This is a genomic window from Maricaulis sp., from assembly GCF_048269565.1.
Lineage (GTDB): Bacteria > Pseudomonadota > Alphaproteobacteria > Caulobacterales > Maricaulaceae > Maricaulis.
In genome coordinates this window covers 43569-62418 of record NZ_JBLXIK010000008.1, presented here as the reverse complement: position 1 = coordinate 62418, position 18850 = coordinate 43569, and the positions used below count along the sequence as shown (strand labels likewise).

General features: G+C 64.1%; 20 protein-coding genes and 1 riboswitch. Of the genes, 8 read left to right on the top strand and 12 right to left on the bottom strand.

Features of this window, described 5'->3' with window-relative positions:
- Nucleotides 1–20: 20 nt before the first annotated feature.
- Genes rnhA through ispH form a run of 3 tightly spaced genes read right to left on the bottom strand, consistent with a single transcriptional unit; the run spans nucleotide 21 to nucleotide 1856 of the window.
- Nucleotides 21–482, bottom strand: coding sequence for a ribonuclease HI (gene rnhA / locus ACN0YL_RS13265; protein ID WP_417498304.1), 462 nt, complete (start codon nucleotides 480–482; stop codon nucleotides 21–23).
- Nucleotides 479–904: a DUF1801 domain-containing protein gene (locus ACN0YL_RS13260; RefSeq protein ID WP_417498303.1), complete on the bottom strand. Its 426-nt coding sequence runs from the start codon at nucleotides 902–904 to the stop codon at nucleotides 479–481. The genes rnhA and ACN0YL_RS13260 overlap by 4 nt, the downstream gene beginning before the upstream one ends.
- Nucleotides 905–908: 4 nt before the next feature.
- Entirely contained in the window at nucleotides 909–1856 is a 948-nt protein-coding gene (ispH, locus tag ACN0YL_RS13255; protein ID WP_417492568.1) for a 4-hydroxy-3-methylbut-2-enyl diphosphate reductase, read from the bottom strand.
- Nucleotides 1857–1978: 122 nt separating this feature from the next.
- On the opposite strand from ispH, the gene ACN0YL_RS13250 reads away from it, so the two are divergent.
- From ACN0YL_RS13250 to ACN0YL_RS13215, 8 genes are all read left to right on the top strand, one after another.
- A complete protein-coding gene (locus tag ACN0YL_RS13250; protein WP_417498302.1) occupies nucleotides 1979–2542 on the top strand; it encodes a hypothetical protein in 564 nt (187 codons plus the stop codon).
- Nucleotides 2543–2546: 4 nt separating this feature from the next.
- Nucleotides 2547–4310, top strand: a complete 1764-nt coding sequence (argS, locus tag ACN0YL_RS13245) for an arginine--tRNA ligase (RefSeq protein ID WP_417498301.1) — start codon at nucleotides 2547–2549, stop codon at nucleotides 4308–4310.
- A gap of 75 nt (nucleotides 4311–4385) precedes the next feature.
- A complete protein-coding gene (locus ACN0YL_RS13240; protein WP_417498300.1) occupies nucleotides 4386–4772 on the top strand; it encodes a hypothetical protein in 387 nt (128 codons plus the stop codon).
- A 169-nt stretch (nucleotides 4773–4941) separates the two neighbouring features.
- A riboswitch (glycine riboswitch) is annotated at nucleotides 4942–5031 on the top strand.
- Nucleotides 5032–5198: 167 nt separating this feature from the next.
- Nucleotides 5199–6296 carry a glycine cleavage system aminomethyltransferase GcvT gene (gene gcvT, locus ACN0YL_RS13235; protein WP_417498299.1) on the top strand — a complete coding sequence of 366 codons (1098 nt, stop codon included), beginning with the start codon at nucleotides 5199–5201 and terminating at the stop codon, nucleotides 6294–6296.
- A gap of 54 nt (nucleotides 6297–6350) precedes the next feature.
- The gene (gcvH, locus tag ACN0YL_RS13230; protein ID WP_417498298.1) at nucleotides 6351–6716 is read left to right on the top strand and encodes a glycine cleavage system protein GcvH; all 366 of its coding nucleotides are present in this window, start codon (nucleotides 6351–6353) and stop codon (nucleotides 6714–6716) included.
- Nucleotides 6717–6726: 10 nt separating this feature from the next.
- A complete protein-coding gene (gcvPA, locus tag ACN0YL_RS13225) occupies nucleotides 6727–8070 on the top strand; it encodes an aminomethyl-transferring glycine dehydrogenase subunit GcvPA (RefSeq protein ID WP_417498297.1) in 1344 nt (447 codons plus the stop codon).
- Nucleotides 8070–9659 carry an aminomethyl-transferring glycine dehydrogenase subunit GcvPB gene (gene gcvPB / locus ACN0YL_RS13220; protein WP_417498296.1) on the top strand — a complete coding sequence of 530 codons (1590 nt, stop codon included), beginning with the start codon at nucleotides 8070–8072 and terminating at the stop codon, nucleotides 9657–9659. Before gcvPA ends, gcvPB begins: the two co-directional genes overlap by 1 nt.
- Nucleotides 9660–10153: 494 nt before the next feature.
- Nucleotides 10154–10447, top strand: a complete 294-nt coding sequence (locus ACN0YL_RS13215; RefSeq protein WP_417467076.1) for a hypothetical protein — start codon at nucleotides 10154–10156, stop codon at nucleotides 10445–10447.
- 86 nt (nucleotides 10448–10533) lie between these two features.
- On the opposite strand, the gene ACN0YL_RS13210 is transcribed toward ACN0YL_RS13215, so the two are convergent.
- The 9 genes from ACN0YL_RS13210 to ACN0YL_RS13170 form a co-directional block, all read right to left on the bottom strand.
- Nucleotides 10534–11037 carry a F0F1 ATP synthase subunit B gene (locus ACN0YL_RS13210; protein ID WP_417498295.1) on the bottom strand — a complete coding sequence of 168 codons (504 nt, stop codon included), beginning with the start codon at nucleotides 11035–11037 and terminating at the stop codon, nucleotides 10534–10536.
- A gap of 12 nt (nucleotides 11038–11049) precedes the next feature.
- The gene (locus ACN0YL_RS13205) at nucleotides 11050–11649 is read right to left on the bottom strand and encodes a hypothetical protein (protein ID WP_417498294.1); all 600 of its coding nucleotides are present in this window, start codon (nucleotides 11647–11649) and stop codon (nucleotides 11050–11052) included.
- A 43-nt stretch (nucleotides 11650–11692) separates the two neighbouring features.
- The gene (locus tag ACN0YL_RS13200; RefSeq protein ID WP_339739028.1) at nucleotides 11693–11917 is read right to left on the bottom strand and encodes a F0F1 ATP synthase subunit C; all 225 of its coding nucleotides are present in this window, start codon (nucleotides 11915–11917) and stop codon (nucleotides 11693–11695) included.
- Nucleotides 11918–11965: 48 nt separating this feature from the next.
- Nucleotides 11966–12727 (bottom strand): F0F1 ATP synthase subunit A, encoded by a 762-nt coding sequence (locus ACN0YL_RS13195; RefSeq protein WP_417467071.1) that lies wholly within the window; start codon nucleotides 12725–12727, stop codon nucleotides 11966–11968.
- Nucleotides 12728–13048 (bottom strand): AtpZ/AtpI family protein, encoded by a 321-nt coding sequence (locus tag ACN0YL_RS13190; RefSeq protein WP_417492559.1) that lies wholly within the window; start codon nucleotides 13046–13048, stop codon nucleotides 12728–12730.
- A gap of 186 nt (nucleotides 13049–13234) precedes the next feature.
- Nucleotides 13235–16681 carry a chromosome segregation protein SMC gene (gene smc, locus ACN0YL_RS13185; protein WP_417498293.1) on the bottom strand — a complete coding sequence of 1149 codons (3447 nt, stop codon included), beginning with the start codon at nucleotides 16679–16681 and terminating at the stop codon, nucleotides 13235–13237.
- 68 nt (nucleotides 16682–16749) lie between these two features.
- Entirely contained in the window at nucleotides 16750–17499 is a 750-nt protein-coding gene (locus tag ACN0YL_RS13180; protein ID WP_417498292.1) for a thioredoxin domain-containing protein, read from the bottom strand.
- A gap of 4 nt (nucleotides 17500–17503) precedes the next feature.
- On the bottom strand, nucleotides 17504–18265 hold the full coding sequence (locus ACN0YL_RS13175) for a thioredoxin domain-containing protein (protein ID WP_417498291.1): 762 nt from the start codon (nucleotides 18263–18265) through the stop codon (nucleotides 17504–17506).
- 18 nt (nucleotides 18266–18283) lie between these two features.
- Nucleotides 18284–18817, bottom strand: coding sequence for a DciA family protein (locus tag ACN0YL_RS13170; RefSeq protein ID WP_417492555.1), 534 nt, complete (start codon nucleotides 18815–18817; stop codon nucleotides 18284–18286).
- Nucleotides 18818–18850: the final 33 nt, after the last annotated feature.

Sequence of the window (18850 nt, the reverse complement as noted above, 5' to 3'; positions counted from 1 at the left end):
TTCACAGCGCCTGTATCCGGTCAGCGACGGGCCGCGCGCGCATCGGCCAGGCCCTGGCGTGCCAATTCATCGGCGCGCTCATTGCCCGGATCGCCGGTATGGCCGCGCACCCAGCGCCATTCGATCTTGTGGCTCTGGGCCAGCAGGTCGAGGCGTTGCCACAGATCGACATTCTTGACCGGTTTGCGGTCGGCGGTCTTCCAGCCGCGCTTTTTCCAGCCGTGAATCCACTTCATGATCCCGTCGCGCAGATAGCTGCTGTCGGTGATCAGGATGATGTCGTGATGATTGGCCTTCATCGCCTCAAGCGCCTGAATGGCCGCCATCATCTCCATGCGGTTGTTTGTGGTGTCGGCCTCGCCCCCAGATATTTCCTTGCGGTGACCATTCCATTCCAGAATCGCGCCCCAGCCGCCCGGTCCCGGATTGCCGGAACAGGCGCCGTCGGTATGGATCGTCACCGTACTCGTCTTGGCGCTCATTGCGGGTATTTCCGCGCCATATCGTCGAGACCGGCCTGGATGAGTTCCTCGAGCACGGCCAGGTCCACATCGGCCAGCTTGGTGATGTAAAGGCAGGACTTGCCCATCTTGAACTTGCCGAGCCGGTCAAGGATCAGGTCGAAATTGCTGTAGCCCGGCAGGATGTAGACCACTTGTCCGGACTTGCGCGGCGAGAAGCCGGTGCGCATGGAGTCGCCCTCGCGGCCGCTGTCGTATTTGTAGTGGTATTGCCCGTAGCCGATGATGGAGGGCCCCCACATGCGGGGCTCCTCCCCGGAGAGGCGGCGCATCATCTCCAGCAGGACCAGCGCATCGGCCCGGCGCACCGGGTGGGCAATGTCCGCGATGAAGGCTTCCGGGCTGACTTCGGTCGGCTTTGTCTTGTTTTCAGAATTTGTCATCGGTTCAGGCCACCACTCTTGGAAGTTTGAAAATAACATCTTCTTCGGTGACGCGGATATCCTTCTGGACCACGTCATAGCGCTCGCGAAACGCCGCGATCAGTCCCTCGACCAGGTCTTCCGGTGCCGAGGCGCCGGCGGTGATGCCAACTGTTTCGATATCACCGATCATGTCCCAAGCCACATCCTCGGCACTTGAGATCAGCTGCGAACGGGGAGCTCCCGCCCGTTTGGCGACCTCGACCAGGCGGACCGAGTTGGACGAATTGGGGGCGCCGATCACGAAGACGATGTCGCAATGCGGGGCCAGCGCCTTGACGGCGGCCTGGCGATTGGTGGTCGCATAGCAGATGTCCTCCTTGTGCGGGGCCTCGATCTGCGGAAAGCGCGCCTGCAGGGCAGCGACGATGGCCGAGGTGTCGTCAACCGAGAGGGTTGTCTGGGTCACAAAGGCGAGGCGGGAGGGATCCTTCGGCGCGTAGGCCATTGCATCCTCGACCGTTTCGATCAGCGCGATCGCGCCTTCGGGCAATTGCCCCATCGTGCCGACGACCTCGGGATGGCCGGCATGGCCGATGAGCAGGATTTCGCGTTCACTGGCCTGGTGACGCTGGGCCTCGACATGGACCTTCGACACCAGCGGGCAGGTCGCATCGACATAGATCAGATTGCGCCGTTCGGCCTCTTCCGGCACCTGTTTGGGCACGCCATGGGCGGAAAACACCACCGGACGGTCATCGGGACACTGGTCGAGCTCCTCGACGAAAACCGCCCCGAGCGCCTCGAGACGCTCGACCACATGGCGATTATGGACGATCTCGTGGCGGACATAGACCGGGGCGCCGAAACGCTCCAGCGCCCGTTCGACGATCTGGATCGCGCGGTCGACGCCGGCGCAAAATCCCCGTGGCGCGGCCAGCAGGACAGTCAGGGGTGGGCGCTTGCCGCTCATCGGGTTCAGTTCTCCATCAGCGATACCGTTGCACACGCCTCGTGCGCATCGTATGACCGTCCTAACAAAGAGGCTTGGCGCTATCCAGAGGCCGGGCGGGTATTCAAGTCAGGTAATGCATCATGCGTTCTTTTGCCATTCTCGCCGCCGCCGCCCTGTTACTCAATGGCTGTCAGACCGTCAGTGACGTGTTCACCGAACCGCAGCCGAATATCGGCCCGTGCCCGACCGCGCTTTCGCTCTATGACGCACACCGGATTGTCGAGCTTGAGGACGGTATCGTCGCCTATGACAATGTCGGTTTCACCGGCGAAATTCTCGCTGTGCGCTCCCTGTGCAACTATTATGGCGAGCGCCCCATCATCGCCAATCTTGAGCTCGACATGGCCTTCGGCCGTGGCCCGGCCGCCGAGGGTGATTCGCATGTTTATGAGTATTTCGTCGCGGTGACGCGCCGCGATATCGCCGTGATCGAAAAGCAGGTCTTCCCGATCACCATCCGCTTCCAGGCCGGCGAGGACCGGGTTTACCTCACCGAGACCATTGAAGCGATTTCGATCCCGCGGGCCACTGCCGAGACGTCTGGCGTCAATTTCGAAATCCTGACCGGTTTCGAGCTGACCCCGGAACAGCTTGCCTTCAACCGCAGCGGCCAGCGTTTCCGCGTGAGTGCCGGCCAGGACTGATTTCATGCCCTCAATTGCCGATCAGCTCAGTGAAAAACTGGGCGACGCGTTCGCTTCCCTGCGGCTGCCGCGGGAGCTGGGGCGTGTCACGCCTGCGACCAAATCGGGCACTGCGCCCTTCCAGTGCAATGGCGCCATGCCGGCTGCAAAGCAGGCGAAGACGAATCCGCGTGAACTGGCGCAGAAGATCGTCGACGCCATCGCCGGCGACCCGCTGATCGCGTCGGCCGAGATCGCCGGGCCCGGTTTCATCAATCTGACCCCGGCGCCGGGCGCCTATGATGCGCGCGCTGCCGAGATCGCGGCCGATGATCGCGCCGGCGCACCGCTGACGAAGACGCCGCGCAAGGTGATGATCGATTTCGGCGGCCCCAATGTCGCCAAGCCGATGCATGTTGGCCATCTGCGCTCCTCGGTGCTGGGCGACAGCCTGCAGCGCCTGCTGCGTTTTCGCGGCGACGAGGTTGTCTCCGACATCCATCTCGGTGACTGGGGGCTGCAAATGGGCCACCTCATCACCGAGCTGCGCGAAGAACAGCCCGACCTGCCCTATTTCGATGCCGATTTCACCGGACCCTATCCGGACGAGCCGCCGGTCGATATTGACGATCTGGCGCGGCTTTATCCGCAGGCATCGCAAAAGGCCAAGGCCGATGCCGAGCGGCTGGAACTGTCCCGCATCGCGACAGCCGAGCTGCAGGCCGGCCGCCCCGGATACCGGGCGCTGCTGAACCATTTCATCGCGGTCTCGATTGCGGCGCTGAAGCGCGATTTCGATGCGCTCGGCGTGCATTTTGACCTGTGGAAGGGGGAAAGCGATGTCGATCCGCTGATCCCCGCCATGGTCGAGGATTTCAAGCAGCGCGGCATTGCCGAGCTCAGCGATGGTGCCTGGGTGATCCATATCGCCCGCGAGGACGACAAGAAGGAATTGCCACCGCTGATCCTCGTCACTTCGGGTGGCGCCTCGCTCTATGGCACCACCGATCTGGCAACAATCCTCGACCGCAAGGCGAATTTCGGCCCCGATCTGACGCTCTATGTTGTCGACAGCGCCCAGGGCAATCATTTCCAGCAAGTCTTCCGCGCCGCCGAAAAAGCCGGCCTGGTCAAGGAAGGCGCGCTCGAGCATGTCAATTTCGGCTCGGTCAATGGCACTGACGGCAAGCGCCTGCGCACCCGTGACGGCGGCACATTCCGCCTCGCGGATCTGATCGCCGGCGCCATTGAGCGCGCGGACCAGCGGATCAAGGAAGCGGGGCTTGCTGCCGATGTCGGCGCTGAAGAGCAGGCCCGCGTCGCGCGCATGGTCGGGCTGGCGGCGATCAAGTTCGCCGATCTGCAGAATTACCGCACCACGAATTACGTGTTCGACCTCGATCGCTTCACCAGTTTCGAGGGCAAGACCGGCCCCTATCTCCTCTATGCCGCCGTGCGAGTGAAATCCCTGATGCGCAAGGCCGCCGAAGCCGGCGTCACGCCGGGGCCGATCTCGATTGTGGCGGATGAGGAACGCGATCTCGTTCTGGCGCTGGATGCCTTTGGGGCCGCCATCGACCAGGCGATCGATAATCGTGCGCCCAATGCGCTGTGCGATCACGCCTTCACGCTGGCCCAGGCCTTCTCGAAATTCTATTCCGCCTGCCCGATCCTGTCCGCTCCGGACGAGGCGACAAAATCCTCGCGCCTGGCCCTGGCGGAAGCGACGTTGAAACAGCTTGAGCTGAGCCTGCACCTGCTCGGCATGGAAGCGCCGGACCGGATGTAATCCTCCCCTGAACAGGGGAGGGTGCCGGGGCCGCAACCGGCTAGTCTCACCTTTGATTTCAGAGGATTATTGTAGATGTTCGTCAGCCTGCTCCTTGCCGTTACCGGCCTTGCTCAGCCCGCTTTTTCCGAAGATCCGCAGCAGTATTCCACCTGGCTGCAGCATGGCTGCCGCCTGCAGCAGGTCGGCTATAGCGGTGGCGAGCCGGCCGATCACACCGAGTTTTGCGCCTGTTTCGACGCCCATGTCAGCGACGCGGGTGATGAGGCGACTTATCGGGTCTTCGCGCTCGGCATGCAGGGCGCCCTGCGCGAGCGCTCCCTGATCGAGGACTGGGAGGGCGCCCGCGATACGGCCGCGGCCGAGGCGGGTGCGATGCCGTTGACGGCGCAGGCCGGATTCGGACAAACCCTGCAAAACGCGCTGCTGACCTGCATGCCTCTGTCCTATCAGGGCGAGTAGGCGCTTTGATGTCAGGCGTGGCTATCGGGTCGGCGATGACGGCCCGATCCTGGCATTTTCCGCCGCAAAAGCACGCTTTCGCCCGCCTTCCTGCATTGACTCCGCCCCGGCTTGTCCTAAGAGTGCGCGCCAACCGGCAGGTCCGTCGCGAGACGCGTCTGCCGGGCGATATCTCCTCGCGGGAGAGACCGGCGAACAGGCCGGCGCCGAAGGCGCAACCGCCCCGGAAACGCTCAGGCAGACGGACCGCGAGAGAGACAAACGCTGGAAAGTGAGTAGGGCCGTCAGGCTTTGACTCCACCGACGGAGCAAGCGTGTCTCGCAAATGCGGGTTCGCGCGGAATCTCTCAGGTCACGGGACAGCGGGGGCGACGGCTTGCCGGCGGTTTTCGCAGGCAGGATCAGCGCTCTTGTCAGGACCCGCCAATGACCGAAACTCTCCACAAAACACCGCTTCACGCCCTGCATCTCGAACTCGGCGGCAAGATGGTCCCGTTCGCGGGCTATGACATGCCGGTGCAGTATCCGCTCGGGATCATGGGCGAGCACAAGCAGACACGCGAGAAGGCCGGCCTGTTCGATGTCTCCCATATGGGTCAGGCGCGCTATACCGGCGATGAGGCCGCGCTCGAGGCGCTGCTGACCTGCGATCTCGCTTTGCTCGGCGCCGGCGAACAGAAATACACCCTCCTGCTCAACGACCAGGGCGGCATTCGCGATGATCTGATGGTCTCGCGCCCGGACGGCAACGGGATTTTCCTCGTCGTCAATGCGGCGATGAAGGATCAGGATTTCGCCCATCTTGAAGCCGTCACCGCCGGCAAGGGCAAGCTCGTCCGCCTGGAAGACCGCGCGCTGCTGGCGCTGCAGGGCCCGGCCGCGAAGGACGTGATGGCGCGGCTTTGCCCGCAGGCCTGCAAGCTGGTCTTCATGCAGTGCGGCGTGTTCCAGCTTGATGGTGTCGAAGTGATGATGTCGCGCTCGGGCTATACCGGCGAAGACGGGTTCGAGATTTCCATCCCCGAGGCCGATGCGGTGCGGGTCGCAAAACTGCTTCTGGCCCAGGATGAGGTCGAGGCGATCGGCCTTGGCGCGCGCGATTCGCTGCGTCTGGAAGCCGGGCTCTGCCTCTATGGCCATGACATGGACACCAGCCGCACACCGGTTGAAGCCTCGCTGATCTGGGCCCTGGCCAAGACGCGCCGCGAGCGCGGGGATTTCCCGGGCGCGGCCGTGATCCAGAAACAGATCGACGACAAGACCTGCCAGAAACGCATCGGCCTGACGCTGAGCGGCGCGCCGGCGCGCGAAGGCGCCGAGATCGCGACGAAGGATGGCAAGATCATCGGAATCGTGACCTCGGGCGGTTTCGGCCCCACGGTCAACGGGCCGGTGGCGATGGGCTATGTTGATCGTGACTACATGGCCGAGGGCACCGAGCTCGACCTGATCGTGCGCGGCAAGCCGCGTCCGGCGACGGTGACCAAATTGCCGTTCGTGCCGAACAATTTCTTCCGGGGCTAGGCCCCCTCAATCCAGATCAAACCCATTCCACACTATCGGGGCAGGAGACACACCATGACCACGCGTTACACCGAAGACCATGAATGGATCACCGTTGAGGGCGACACCGCCACCGTCGGCATCACCGCCCACGCCGCCGAACAGCTCGGCGATGTCGTGTTTGTTGAATTGCCGGATGTCGGCAAGACCGTCGCCAAGGGCGATGAGTTCGCCGTCGTCGAGTCGGTGAAGGCTGCTTCGGAAGTCTACGCGCCGGTCGATGGCGAGATCGTCGCCGTCAATTCCGTGCTCGATGACGAGCCGGCCAAGGTCAATGAAGACGCCGCCGGTGCCGGCTGGTTCGTCAAGATCAAGCTGTCCGACGCCGCCCAGCTCGACGGTCTGATGGACGAAGCCGCCTATAACGCCCACATCGCATAAGGCCTGTTTCATGCGCTACCTTCCCCACACAGATACCGACCGCAAGGCCATGCTCGAGGCGATTGGCGTCGCCTCGTTCGACGACCTCTTCACCGATGTGCCCGAAGCGGCGCGTCTGAAGGGGCTGGTGGCTTTGCCGCTCAAGCAGGGCGAGCTCGCGGTTGAGCGCGCCATGTCGGCCATGGCGTCGAGGAATGTCGCGGCCGGATCGGTGCCGTTCTTCCTCGGGGCAGGGGCCTATCGCCACCATATCCCGTCGACGGTGGATCACCTGATCCAGCGCTCCGAATTCCTCACCGCCTACACGCCCTACCAGCCGGAAATCAGTCAGGGCACCTTGCAGACCCTGTTCGAATTCCAGACCCAGGTCGCGCTCCTGACCGGCATGGATGTCGCCAATGCCTCGATGTATGACGGCTCCACCGCCTGCGCCGAAGCTGTGATGATGGCGGCGCGGGTGACCAAGCGGAACAAGGCCGTGATGGCCGGCACCGTGCACCCGCATTATGTCGAGGCGACCAAAACGCTGTCGAAACACTCCGTCGTCGAGATCGCCGTCACCACGCCCGGCCTGGGTGGGCTGGACGAGGTTGTCGCCGCCATCGACGAGACCACCGCCTGTGTCGTGGTGCAGACGCCGGATATCTTCGGCCGGCTGCACGATCTGCGCGCCATCTCCGAAGCCGCCCATGCCAAGGGCGCGCTGGTGATCGCTGTCTTCACCGAAGCCGTTTCGCTCGGCCTGGTCGAGGCGCCCGGCGATATGGGCGCCGACATCGCCGTCGGCGAAGGTCAGTCGATCGGCGTCGGGCTCAATTTCGGTGGCCCCTATGTCGGTCTGTTCGCCTGCAAGAATGAGCGCAATTTCATCCGGCAAATGCCCGGCCGCCTCGCCGGCGAAACCGTCGATGCCGATGGCCGCCGTGGCTATGTGCTGACGCTGTCGACGCGCGAGCAACATATCCGCCGCGAGAAGGCGACCTCGAATATCTGCACCAATGCCGGCCTGTGTTCTCTGGCCTTCACCATCCACATGACACTGCTCGGCGAAGCCGGACTGCGCACGCTGGCGCGTCTCAATCACGAGACCGCCTGCGAGCTTGCCGACCGTCTCGATGCCATTGACGGTGTTGAGGTGCTCAACAACAGCTTCTTCAACGAATTCACCGTGCGCCTGCCGCGCCCGGCCGCCGAGGTGGTCGATGAACTGGCGCGGGTGGGCGTGCTTTGCGGCGTGCCCGCCAGCCGGCTCTATCCCGGCCAGTTCGAGGACCTTCTCCTCGTCACGGCGACGGAAACCAATACCGAGAACGATATGATCGTGTTTGAAAAAGCTCTGCGGGGTGTCCTCTGATGGCGATGAACACACAAGGACGTCCGACCCGCATGGCTGAAAATGTCGCCACCGGCGGCTATGCCGACACCGTTTCCGGCTCACGCGGGCTGGAACAGGCCGAACCGCTGATCTTCGAGCGTGGCGGCGTCGAAAATACCGGTGTCGACTTTCCGGCTCCCAAGGGGACAAAGACCCGGCTTGGCGGCCTGGAGCGCAAGGCAGCGATCGGTCTGCCCGGCCTGTCCGAGCCGGAAGCCATGCGCCATTATGTGCGCCTGAGCCGGAAGAATTACGCCATCGATCTCGGCCTCTACCCGCTCGGCTCGTGCACGATGAAGCATAATCCACGCCTCAACGAGAAAGTTGCGCGCCTGCCCGGTTTTGCCGATGTGCATCCGCTGCAGCCGGCCTCCACAGTGCAGGGCGCCTATGAGGTCATGGACGTGCTGGCCCATTGGCTGCTCACCCTGACCGGCATGCCCGCCGTTGCCCTGTCGCCGAAAGCCGGCGCGCATGGTGAGTTCTGCGGCATGATGGCGATCCGCGCCCGTCTCGACGCCGATGGCCAGACCCATCGCCGCCGCGTGCTGGTTCCCGAATCGGCCCACGGCACCAATCCGGCTACCGCGGTGCAGTGTGGCTTCACCGTTGACGAGATCCCGGCCAATGTCGGCGGCCGCGTCGATATGGAAGCGCTGAAGGCCAAGCTCGGCGATGATGTCGCCGGTATCATGCTGACCAATCCCAATACCTGCGGCCTGTTCGAACGCGATATCCGCGAGATCGCCGATCTGATCCATGAGGCTGGCGGTTATTTCTATTGCGACGGCGCCAATTTCAACGCCATTGTCGGCCGCGTCCGCCCCGGCGATCTCGGCGTCGATGCCATGCATATCAACCTGCACAAGACCTTCTCCACCCCGCATGGCGGCGGCGGGCCCGGCGCCGGCCCGACGGTGTTGTCAGAAGCGCTGGCCCCGTTCGCGCCGCTGCCGCTTCTGATCGTCGACCGGGACAATCCCAAGGGCATGGCGATCATGCACATGGCCGAGCATGAGGACGATCTGGCGGGCAAGGGTCTGCATCCCTTCGGCCGCATGGCCGCCTTCCATGGCCAGATGGGCATGTTCACCCGGGCGCTCACCTATATGATGAGTCATGGTGCGGACGGCCTCAAACAGGTCGCCGACGATGCGGTGCTCAACGCCAACTACATCCTGGCGCGCCTGAAATCCGTGATGACCCCGGCCTTCGATGGCACCTGCATGCACGAAGCCCTGTTTGACGACCGTTTCCTCAAGGATACCGGTGTGACGACGCTCGACTTCGCCAAGGCGATGATCGATGAGGGCTATCATCCGATGACGATGTATTTCCCGCTCGTCGTCCATGGCGCCATGCTGATCGAACCGACCGAGACCGAATCCAGGGGCGGGCTTGATCGTTTCATCGACGTGATGGAAGCGCTCGCGCTGGCGGCCAAGGCCGGTGAGGTCGCCCGCTTCCAGGCGGCCCCGGTTCACGCCCCGATGCGACGCCTCGACGAAACCCGCGCCGCACGCCAGCCTGTCCTGCGCTGGACACCATCGACCGCCGCAGCGGAATAGGACAGCGCGCTCCCTCCGGTTGAGACCGGGGGGAGCACGGCCTGCCCCTCAACGCACGGGCTGTTGCCGTCACCGCGATTGCCCCATTCGCAGGCAGGCCTGCCCTGAGACGGGCAATTGCCGCGTGTTGCCAAATTTTCATGCGGATTGCAGGACGGTCATCTTGCGTTCAGTGGCGAGAGGCCTCATTTGAGAGTCGGCGGTTCACTTCGGGCCGGGTAAATTATGCACGCTGCGTTTCGGCCCGGGTCGGGCACGCGCGCTGAACCTCCCGGTGTTTCAGGAAATCGCCTGCCCTGGTTGAAGCCTCCGGGCCGATTCCGGTGCGCAGATGCAACAGCTTCGTTGCGACTGGAAAAAGATGCCTGATTTTCGGCTCTTTTGCCTCGCATAGGGGTCATGATTAGGAATTAGGTGTTACCCATATTGTCCCGCACCCCGGCGCCGCTGGCGGTCGCATGAGGGACAGGGCGGGTTAGAGGATGACGACGGCGATGAATGAGACGCTGAACGGATTGGCACGGTCGAACGCATTTGGTGCGGCGCTGGTGTTTATTATCCGCACGGTTGTGATCTCGATCGGTGTGACCCTGATGGTCATCGCGGTTCCGGTCGGCTTCTTCACGCCCTTCATTCCGATCGGCCTGCCGATGGGCCTGCTCGGTCTCGTGCTGGTGGCCGCAGCCTCCAAGACCGCTCACACCTTTATCACTGACGGACTGCGGCGCATGCCGTGGGTGTGGAAGCGCGTCCGCTTCGCCTTCGGCGAAAAGGATCCTGCCGAATAGGCGGTTTCACCAGAGACCCGGACGCAAACAAAAAGGCCCGCAGCGAGATTGCTGCGGGCCTTTTTCTGTCTGTGCTGCGGTAATGCCTAGTTGAACTGGCTGCCGGCCAGCTTGATGTCGGCATCGACCAGCTTGTTGAGATCCGCTTTTTTCATCGAGGATTTCAGCAAGGTCTCGGCCGCAGCAGTGGCGAGGTCCGCAGCGGCGGCGCGGACATCGGCGGCAGCGGACGCTTCGGCCTGGGCGATGCGTTGCTCGGCGAGAGCGGTGCGGCGTTCCAGACGCTCGGCCATTTCCTCACGCGCCTGCTTCTTCAGCATTTTCGCTTCATTCTTCGCCTGGGCGACGATGGATGCGGCTTCTTCGGCGGCTTCCTGCTGCCGGCGCTGGAAGCTGGCAAGCAGTTCCTGGGCCTCTTCGCGCAGGCGGCGCGCTTCGGTGATCTCGTCGGCAATCCCCTGGGCGCGGGCGTCCAGTTGCTTGGCGACCAGGCCGGGCACGCGGACATAGATCAGCACGCCAATGACGATGACGAATGACAGCGCGACCCAGAAGGCAGCCTCGTTTGGATGGATCCAGTCGAAACTCATGATTTGGGTCCTCTAGCGGGCGTCATTGACAGCAGCTTCGATCGACTTGTCGTCGAGTTCGGCCCCCGTCAGTTGAACGATGATGGCCCGTGTGGCGTCGACAGCGATCGTATTGACCTTTGTCAGTGCCTTGGTCCGCATGTCGGCGATGCGCGCCTCGGCGGCATCCTGACGCTTGGCGATTTCGAGATCGGCTTCGGCGGCCTCGGCGGCCATCGCCTTCTCGACCTCGCTCCGGCTGTCCTGGGCCATGGCATGAGCCTTGGCGCGGGCTTCCGAGAGCAGGCGTTCATATTCGGCAGCGGAATCGTCTGCCTTCTGCTTGAGATCGGCGGCCGCATCGAGGTCGTCGGCGATGCGGTCGCGCCGTTCTTCAATGGCATTGCGGATGCGTGGAAGCACAACCTTCCACATCATCATGAAGAGCACGGAGAAGGTGACCGCCAGCCAGAACAATTGTCCTGGCCAGGTCGAGACGTCCAGCTGCGGCAGGCCGCCGCTGGCATGCGCCTCGGCGGCATGTTCGACCGCCGCATGGGTTTGATCGGCTGCGGCTTCGCCATGCGGCTGGGCCTGGCTGATCAGCCATGTGGATTCGGAGAAATTGATCATCTTCGATGCTCTTTGAACGGCAATGGGCGCAGGTGGAGACGGATCAACCGAAGAGGATGATCATCGCCACGACGAAGCCCAGCAGACCGGTAAACTCGGTCAGGGCGAAGCCGATCAGAAGGGTGGTGAACTGACCTGCGGCGGCAGACGGGTTGCGCAGTGCGCCGGCGAGATAGCTGGCGAAGATGGTACCGATACCGACGCCGGCGCCGGCGAGGGCGAGAGCTGCAATGCCTGCACCGATTTGCTTGGCTGCTTCGATTTCCATGGGATGGCTCCTGTTGAATAAGGTGTGTGGCTGGAAGGGTGAAAAACTCTAGTGCGACGGATGCAGTGCATCATTGAGATAGATGCAGGTCAGAACCGCGAACACATAGGCCTGGAGGAAAGCAATCACCAGCTCGAGCGCGGTGACGGCTGTGGCGACGGCCAGCGGCAGTACCGCGCCGGCAATGCCGATCGCGCCCAGGCTGGACAGGGAAAGGACGAAGCCGCCGAACAGTTTGAGCAGGGTGTGGCCCGCCATCATGTTGGCGAAAAGCCGGATCGCGAGCGAGAAAGGCCGGCTCAGGAAGGAGATGAACTCGATCGGAACGATCAGGATATACATCACCGGCGGCAGGCCGGCCGGCGCGAACAGCTTGAGGAAGCCAAAGCCGTTCTTGATGAAGCCGGTGATCACCACCAGGGTGATCGAGGTCAGACCCAGCGCGAGGGTAACGACCAGCTGGCTCGTGACCGTATAGCTTCCGGGCAGCATGCCGAGCAGGTTGGCGACCAGAATGAAGATGAATAGCGTGAAGACATAGGGGAAGACCGCGCGGCCTTCCTCGCCCATGATCGAGCGTACCATGTCGGCGACAAAGCCGTAGAGGATTTCGGCGATCGACTGCGACCGCGTCGGCACCATGGCGCCGCGGCCGGTCAGAAGGATCAGGCCGAAACTGGTGACCAGCGTCGTCGCGATCATGAACAGCGCCGAATTGGTGATTGTCAGGTCGATTCCGAACAGGGTCGGCAGCTCCAGGACGGGCTGCACGACGAATTGGTGCATCGGATCTGTTTCGAGCAAGGCCATCTAGTCTTCTTTCGTCGCGTCAGAACCCGGCATGGTGCCGGCTTTATGTTCAGTCTCTTCGGCCTTGGCCGCATTCTCGGCATTCGCCGCTGCCGCCTCGCGCATGATGTTGCGCACGCCAGCTGCGAAACCCAGTATCATCCCGACCAGCATGCCCCACGGTGCGATCTCGAAAACCTTGTCTGCTGCCCAGCCCAGGCCGGTCCCGACCAATACGCCACCGGCAAAGCCGCTACCGTATCTGACGCTGACACTCCAGGCATTGCTCGTCTCGGTGTCTGGTCCGGTCTTGCCACGGTGCTGCGCGATCTTGTCGCTCAAGCGCCGGTCGAAGTCCTTTAGATCATCGCTACGATCAGGTGTTTTCGGTCTATCGTCTCGTTCAGACATGGAAATCGGTCCGCCAGCCGAGCCTCCCGGCAGGCGCGCGCAAACTAGACTCGGCCCCCTGGAGTGTCAAGCAATGGAGCTGGGTCAATAAATATTTGAAAAGCTTGCTAAAAATGATCATTCCGCGGCAACGAGCTGTTCCGCGCCGACCAGGTCGACCGATACCAGCTGGGAAACGCCTCGCTCCGACATGGTCACGCCATACAGCCGGTCCATGCGCGACATGGTGAGCGGGTTGTGGGTGATGACGAGAAAGCGCGTTTCCGTCATGCGCCGCATCTCGTTGAGCATGCGGCAATAGCGATCGACATTGGCATCATCGAGCGGCGCATCGACCTCGTCGAGCACGCAGACCGGGGCCGGGTTTGACAGGAAGACCGCGAAAATAAGCGCCGAAGCGGTCAGGGCCTGTTCGCCGCCGGACATCAGCGACATGGTCTCGAGCTTCTTGCCCGGCGGGCAGGCGAAGATTTCCAGCCCGGCCTCAAGCGGGTCGTCATTCTCGGTCAGGCGCAATTCGGCATGACCACCCTCGAACAGGGTCGCGAACAGGGTGCGGAAATGTCCGTCAACCACGTCGAAAGCCTCGAGCAGGCGGGCGCGGCCCTCGCGTGACAATTGATCGACAGCCTTGCGCAGGCGGTCGATGGCGGCGTGCAGGTCGTCGCGCTCGCGGCTCATCTCCTCAACGCGGATAGCGAGCTCCTCGGCCTCTTCATCGGCGCGCAGATTGACGGCGCCGAGACGGTCGCGCGACAGGCGGGCCTCATCGAGCCGGCGTTCGATGTCGGCGGCGCTGAGCGAATCGATCTCGTCATCGCTGACCCGGCCCGACAGCGCCTCGGGAGAATCGCCGGTCGCGTCCTGCAGGCGTTCGGTTGTCTCGGCCAGCCTGTCGCGGGCCGAACCGAGCCGCGCCTCTGCAGCGGCGCGGCCTTCGCGCGCGGCCGAAGCGGCGTTTTCGGCCGAGCGGGCGGCGCTTTCGGCGAGCTTGAGCTGGTCCTCGGTGTCTGCTGCGGCCGCGCGGGCCTCATGCGCTGCGCGCTCGGCCGCCTCGAGCCGGTCGGTCAGGGCGTGCAGGCTCTGTTGCAGCTCCTCCGGCCGGCTGATGGCCTGTTCGAGTGCGGTGCGGGTTTCGTCATTCTGTTTGGCAATTTCGGCGATTCGGTCGGATGCCGCCTGGCAACGTTCGGCCCAGGCATCGCGGTCACGGCGTGCCGCAGCATGGCGCTGGCGGCGCAATTCCGATTCGCGGCGCACACTTTCCAGCGCGGCGCGCGCATCGGCCGCGGCGCGCCGGGCACTTTCGGCATTCTGGCGGGCCGCTTCCAGCGCCGCATTGTCATCCCCGGCCTGCGCAGCGGTTTCCACCACGCCATTCGCGGCCTCGAGCGCCGCTTCACCATCGGCGGCCTCGCTGGCCAGGCGTTCGAGCCGCTCGCCGAGGGCGTCGGCGCGGGCCGAGGCCTTGGCAGCGGTTTCGCGCAGACCGGCAATCCGGTCCTGGGCGGTGCGGATGGCGCGTTCGGCTGGCGCGATCGCACTGCGGGTGCTCTGTTCGGCCTGACGGCGCGTGGCCAGGTCTGATTGCGCCCGGTCGCGACGCGTGGTTGCTTCGGCGAACAGCGGCTCGCTCTCGGAAAGCGTTTCGCGAATCGCGTCGAGCCGGTTGCGTTGTTCCAGCCGTGCCACAGCGGCTGATGGTGCGTCGGCGCGCGCGACCAGTCCGTCCCAGCGCCACAGATCACCCTCGCGCGTCACCAGGCGCTGGCCAGGCTTGAGCCTGGCGGCGGCGGTTTGCGCCTTCTCCGGCTTGATAACTCCGACAGCGTCGAGCCGGGCCTTCAGGGCCGCAGGCGCCTCGACATGATCGGAGAGCGGCACGCAGCCGCCGGGCAGGGCATCGGCATGGCAATCGGTCTTGTGCCAGTGCCGCGCCGCGTTTTCATCGAGCGAGGCGTCGAGATCATCGCCCAGCGCGGCAGCGAGCGCGTGCTCATAGCCGGGACGGGCCCGCACCGCATCGAGGGCGGGCGAGACATTGTCCTGCAGCGTGCTGGCGAGCAGACGCTCGATGGTCGACGCTTCACGCGCCAGGCTGTCGCGCTCGGTTGAGAGTTCGCGCCAGGCTTCGGTCGCGGCCTGTTGTTCGGTCTCCGCGGCCTGGCGGGCCAGTTCGGCAGCGTTGAAGGCCGACTTGGCAGCCTCGAGCGCGGTCTCGCTGGCGACAAGGTCAGCCTGGGCGGTCTCCAGTTCGGCCAGGGCCGAGGAGCCGAGCAGGGCCTCGCGTTCCTGTTGCGCCGCTGCGACCTCGCGTTCGATCTGGGTCAGGCGGGCGGAGAGGCGTTCGGCCTCGCGGCGCGCGCTCTGCAATGCCGCCTGGCGTGCTGCCGCATCGCCGGCCTTGGCATCAAGCAGGGCCTCGCGCTCGCGGCGCTGGGTGTCGGCATCGAGCGCGGCGGCTTCCGCCCCTGCCAGACTGGTCTTTTCCCGCGCCATTTCAGCTTCAAGCCGCTCGACCTCCAGCGCGGCCTGGTCGCGGCTGGCGGTGGCGTCCTCGACGATATGCTGTTCGCGGCCAGTGGCCGAGGCGAGCTCATCGAGCCGCGCTTCGAGATTGGCGATATTGCGCTGGACATCGCTGGCATCGCGTTCGATCCGGTCGCGTTCGCGCTCCAGATTGCGCAGCGCTGCCGCAGCCTCGGCCTCTTTCAGCCGCGCCGGTTCACGCATAGCGGCGAGTATTTCTGCCTGGATCCGCGCCTCGGACGCCGCGGCGGTCGCTGTTTCGGCGTGTTCGCGCTTCTCGACCAGGGCCGCCTCGCTCTCCTCGACCAGGCTGGCAGCGGCGCGCCAGCGGTTGAGCCAGACGGCGGCTTCCAGTGTGCGGATGCTGGCGGAGAGCTTGCGATAGCGTGCGGCCTGGCGCGCCTGTTTCTGCAGCGAGCCATGGCGGGCGCCGATCTCGTCGATCACTTCCTGCAGCCGGTCGAGATTGGCCTCGGCGCCGCGCAGGCGCAGTTCGGCTTCGTGACGGCGGGCGCGCAGACCGGCAACGCCGGCGGCCTCTTCCAGGATGCGGCGGCGGTTTTCCGGCTTGGCGGCGATCAGCTCGCTGATCTGTCCCTGGCGGACCAGGGCAGCGGAATTGGCACCGGTACCGGCATCGGCGAACAGAAGCTGGACATCCTTGGCCCGCACTTCCTCGCCATTGATCTTGTAGGCCGAGCCGGCGCCGCGCGTGATGCGGCGGATGACGTCGAGACTGGCGGCATCGTTGAAACGCGCCGGAGCGAGCTTGGCCGAATTGTCGACAGTCAGCATCACCTCGGCATGATTGCGCGCCGGGCGGTTATCGGTACCGGAGAAGATCACGTCTTCCATGCCGCCGCCGCGCAGGGATTTGGCCGAGGTGGCGCCCATCACCCAGCGCAGGGCTTCAAGCAGGTTGGATTTGCCGCAACCATTGGGTCCGATCACGCCAGTCAGGCCGGGGTCGATCCGCAATTCGGTCGGATCGACGAATGATTTGAAACCGGTCAGCCGGAGCTGCGTGAATTTCACCCGACCTCCATCGCGTTGGGACTGCCGATCATCGGCAATCCGGTCCTGCACTACCGGTCAGACCGCCTTCAATGCGCGGTTTCTGACCCATGATCGATCCCGTGAGCGCGATCATCAAGGAAGTGAAGGATGATTCGGCGGAACGTGTCTCCGTCCAATTGACCGGGAACCCTGTCTCCATTGATCACAAGCGGCACGCCGCCCCAGTTGAAGACTGCGCCTTCAGCGCTCGTTCCCAGATTCAGGATCTTGCCGCCGATCACAAAGCTTGGCGTCCCGGCAATGCCGTCCTCATTCGCCTGCAGCGCACCGGCATTGACCATTTCGGACATTGCCGGATCGGCGAGACACGCGTCCAGCGCCGCTTCGGACAGCCCGACCGCCGCTGCAATCCGGTAGTAGATCGCGGCGACATCGCCCTGGGCCTGTGCCGCTTCAAATATTGTGGATTGTTCGGCAAACAGGAGGTCGGCGGCGCTGAAATAACGGTCCTCGTCCGCGCATTCCGCCAGGACGATGCCGATCGCGGCCAGTTGCGGCGGTGCGGTCAGCATTGGCCTGAAGATATAGCGCACCTCACCGGTCTCGACGAATTCCGAGCGTATGACGGGCCAGACATCGGTCTGGAAATGGGCGCAATGCGGACAGGCGAAGGAGGCGTATTCCACCATGAGCAGCGGGGCATCCTCCGAGCCGGTGGCGTGATCGCCGGGGCGTTCGGCCTGGGCACGATGTTCAGCCCCGGCCGAGGCCGTAAACCCGCCCGATATGAAGGTGGCCAGAGCCAGGCCGCAAAGAAGGCGGGGTACGCTTTGCACGATCTCAGTCCTCCGAGCCGGAGCCGCCGGCATCCGCATCGCGCCGGGCGAGGAGATGATCGATCAGGCGGCTGAACGTGTCGGCATCGACGATGCCGGGCACGGGCTCACCATCAATGATCACCTGGCTGTTGCCGAGGAAATAGGTGTACTCGGTCGCACCCGGAGCGCGGCGTGCCTCGAGCAGTTCGCCGTTGAACAGGAAACGCGGCGTGCTGTCGATGCCGTCGGCGAGCGCACGGTCGTGGGCGGCGACGATCTCGGCATTGACGTCCTGGTTGTTGAGGCAGGCATCAAAGTCCGCCTCGCTCATGCCCATTGAACGGGCGATGGCGAGATACTGGCCCCGCGCGCCGCCGGGCTGGCTGGCAGCCTGGAAAATGGCGCGTTGCTGCTGGAACAACACATCGAGCATGTCGAAATAGCGCTCAGGCGCCACGCAATGCGCCAGCGCGAAGCCGGCGATGGCGAATTGCGGTGAACCGGTGATCATTTCGCGGAAAACGTAACGCACCTGGCCGGTTTCGACATAATCAGCGTTGATTGTCGGCCAGACTTCTTCATGGAAGCTGGCGCAGTGACCACAGGCGACCGAAGCGTACTCGATCATGGTGATCGGCGCATCGGCATTGCCGATGCCGCGATCGCTGCCGCGTTCATAGCTGGACTGGCCGGCGCCGGCCGGGTCGGAATTGCCACCACAGGCCCCAAGGGCCAGGGCTGCGGTGAGAGCGATGGCAGAAAATACGCGTCGGTTCAGTTGCATTACGGGTGTCCCCCTGGGTCACAAATCGGTGCCGTTCCGGCTTTTGACACTATTGCCGAAACGATCAAGCGCGGACAATAGCCGCGCCTCAAGGTTTTCCTCCACCCTCTCGCTCACTTGTGATGCGGATGGAGGTTTTGTCATCTGTTGTGTGGCGGGCAGTGGCGCGCGTGTCACCCCCTGCAGAACGCGCAGCCGGGTTGGCGATCGCTCGCCGGCAAACATGCGGACGCGCTCGAGTATCCGGCGGCTTTCAGCCTGCAGGACAGCGGCAGCCGGGCCGCGCGCGCGGATCACCAGTGTGCGGTTGCCCCCGGAATTGCTGATCGCCTCGGGCAGGCACCATTCGGCCAGGCGCGCGCCGACAATTTCCGGCCAATGCTCGACCAGACGCTCGACCCCGACACCGAAACGCCTCGCCAGCGGTTTGAGGATGCGCTCCGCCGCCCGTCCCGCTGGCGGCGCGGCGCGGATCGCGCGGCGTCCGCGATGGGTTTCCAGGAAGCGGCGCGCCTGCCGTTCGAGAGTTGACGAAGGGGGTTTCGAGACCATGCTGGTATTCTCGCCCCGATAGGGCGCCGCGGC

Excerpts from the sequence above, each read along its gene's own strand:
- rnhA (WP_417498304.1), bottom strand. The coding sequence starts at position 482 with ATGAGCGCCAAGACGAGTACGGTGACGATCCATACCGACGGCGCCTGT.
- ACN0YL_RS13260 (WP_417498303.1), bottom strand. The coding sequence starts at position 904 with ATGACAAATTCTGAAAACAAGACAAAGCCGACCGAAGTCAGCCCGGAA.
- ispH (WP_417492568.1), bottom strand. The coding sequence starts at position 1,856 with ATGAGCGGCAAGCGCCCACCCCTGACTGTCCTGCTGGCCGCGCCACGG.
- ACN0YL_RS13250 (WP_417498302.1), top strand. The coding sequence starts at position 1,979 with ATGCGTTCTTTTGCCATTCTCGCCGCCGCCGCCCTGTTACTCAATGGC.
- argS (WP_417498301.1), top strand. The coding sequence starts at position 2,547 with ATGCCCTCAATTGCCGATCAGCTCAGTGAAAAACTGGGCGACGCGTTC.
- ACN0YL_RS13240 (WP_417498300.1), top strand. The coding sequence starts at position 4,386 with ATGTTCGTCAGCCTGCTCCTTGCCGTTACCGGCCTTGCTCAGCCCGCT.
- gcvT (WP_417498299.1), top strand. The coding sequence starts at position 5,199 with ATGACCGAAACTCTCCACAAAACACCGCTTCACGCCCTGCATCTCGAA.
- gcvH (WP_417498298.1), top strand. The coding sequence starts at position 6,351 with ATGACCACGCGTTACACCGAAGACCATGAATGGATCACCGTTGAGGGC.
- gcvPA (WP_417498297.1), top strand. The coding sequence starts at position 6,727 with ATGCGCTACCTTCCCCACACAGATACCGACCGCAAGGCCATGCTCGAG.
- gcvPB (WP_417498296.1), top strand. The coding sequence starts at position 8,070 with ATGGCGATGAACACACAAGGACGTCCGACCCGCATGGCTGAAAATGTC.
- ACN0YL_RS13215 (WP_417467076.1), top strand. The coding sequence starts at position 10,154 with ATGAATGAGACGCTGAACGGATTGGCACGGTCGAACGCATTTGGTGCG.
- ACN0YL_RS13210 (WP_417498295.1), bottom strand. The coding sequence starts at position 11,037 with ATGAGTTTCGACTGGATCCATCCAAACGAGGCTGCCTTCTGGGTCGCG.
- ACN0YL_RS13205 (WP_417498294.1), bottom strand. The coding sequence starts at position 11,649 with ATGATCAATTTCTCCGAATCCACATGGCTGATCAGCCAGGCCCAGCCG.
- ACN0YL_RS13200 (WP_339739028.1), bottom strand. The coding sequence starts at position 11,917 with ATGGAAATCGAAGCAGCCAAGCAAATCGGTGCAGGCATTGCAGCTCTC.
- ACN0YL_RS13195 (WP_417467071.1), bottom strand. The coding sequence starts at position 12,727 with ATGGCCTTGCTCGAAACAGATCCGATGCACCAATTCGTCGTGCAGCCC.
- ACN0YL_RS13175 (WP_417498291.1), bottom strand. The coding sequence starts at position 18,265 with ATGCAACTGAACCGACGCGTATTTTCTGCCATCGCTCTCACCGCAGCC.
- ACN0YL_RS13170 (WP_417492555.1), bottom strand. The coding sequence starts at position 18,817 with ATGGTCTCGAAACCCCCTTCGTCAACTCTCGAACGGCAGGCGCGCCGC.